This is a genomic window from [Ruminococcus] torques ATCC 27756 (assembly GCF_000153925.1).
Taxonomy (GTDB): Bacteria; Bacillota; Clostridia; order Lachnospirales; family Lachnospiraceae; genus Mediterraneibacter; species Mediterraneibacter torques.
This window is the reverse complement of record NZ_DS264351.1, coordinates 1-1,266: the sequence shown is the minus strand read 5'-3', so window position 1 is coordinate 1,266 and position 1,266 is coordinate 1. Positions and strand designations below refer to the sequence as shown.

Sequence of the window (1,266 nt, the reverse complement as noted above, 5' to 3'; positions counted from 1 at the left end):
GTATTATTCGGGGCAGTCGTTTTTATTAAACAAGATAAGAAAAAACATTTGGCGAAGTAGAACAAAGAGTTGCCGTCAGCGCAGCGGATTTTTTGGGAAGACAAATGGAATAACAGCAAGAACAGCTTGGTAAATATGAGGGAAATAAGTATTTTCACCAGTCATAAATCTTTCGGGACAAACATATGCTTTATTAGTGATGATACGAAACGGGAGGTTTGTGATGGAAGCAAAAGAATATGGAAATGTTGGGAAAAAGGCGATCTGGTTCGTGAAATCACTTTTGTGTGGTTATATTGTGACAGGATTCTTACTTTTGATACTGGCGCTGATGCTTTATAAGCTTGGTTTGAGTGAACAAAATGTCAATGCCGGAATTGTTTTAATTTATGTGATTTCAACATTTTCCGCGGGTTTTGTACTTGGGAAGTTGGCGGGAAAAAGAAAATTCTTATGGGGGCTGTTTGCCGGAATAACATATTTTGTCCTGCTTATGCTGATTACTTTGGGAGTATACCATGCGTTTCAAGGGAATGTGACAAATATTGCTGTGACATTTTTGCTGTGCGCCGGAGGGGGAATGCTCGGAGGAATGATTGCCTGAAAACAGTTCATATCTCAATCATTTCTCAATCTTGCAGAGCAGTTAAAAATGTAGGTTTGTCAAACATATGTTACACCCCGATCAATAAATTCCCTCAGAACAGTTTGTGGTGATTTCCACCCCAGAGGTCTCATGGGAAACTGGTTATAATCCCTACGGTTATAGGTTTGAAGCTGCTTGGAAAAATCCTCAAAGGAATAGAAAGTATGCGAGGTATAAAAACGTTCATTATCCTTGCGGTGGCTGCGTTCCACTTTTCCGTTATGACGTGGTGTAAAGGGTCGGATCAGTTTATGTTGGATGCCAAGTTCTTTTAAAGTCCGTTGGAATAAAGTCAATGTTTCTTTGCCGGAAGTGGAAAAGCGCTTTGTAAACTCCACGCCGTTGTCTGTCTGAACGCATTCGATTGGCATAGGAAAGCGTTGGATCAGATGCTTGAGGAACTGTGCGGATGAATAGGTGCTGTGTTCTTCAAAAGCTTCCACATACCGCCAGCGGGAGTACTCATCAATGGCGGTATACTGATAGAATTTCTTTCCTTTCGCATTATTGACAAGACAACATGCAGGAACGAATTTCACATCGACCTGGATACGCTGTCCGGGATATTTCATCTGCTCATAAGGCTCGGAATATATTGGAATCCACCACAGTGTCGAATC

General features: G+C 41.3%; 2 protein-coding genes and 1 rRNA gene (1 of these 3 only partly in view). 2 read left to right on the top strand and 1 reads right to left on the bottom strand.

The annotated features are described in order from the left end of the window. Together RUMTOR_RS14040 and RUMTOR_RS06350 are read left to right on the top strand one after the other, a co-directional pair. A 23S ribosomal RNA gene (locus RUMTOR_RS14040) occupies positions 1-242 on the top strand (it extends 2,071 nt beyond the left edge of the window). 29 nt (positions 243-271) lie between these two features. Next, the gene (locus RUMTOR_RS06350) at positions 272-604 is read left to right on the top strand and encodes a TIGR04086 family membrane protein (protein WP_465245892.1); all 333 of its coding nucleotides are present in this window, start codon (positions 272-274) and stop codon (positions 602-604) included. A gap of 59 nt (positions 605-663) precedes the next feature. Here RUMTOR_RS06350 and RUMTOR_RS06345 read toward each other — a convergent pair. Further along, a partial coding sequence (locus RUMTOR_RS06345) for an IS481 family transposase (RefSeq protein WP_004846356.1) occupies positions 664-1,266 on the bottom strand: 603 nt, incomplete at its 5' end.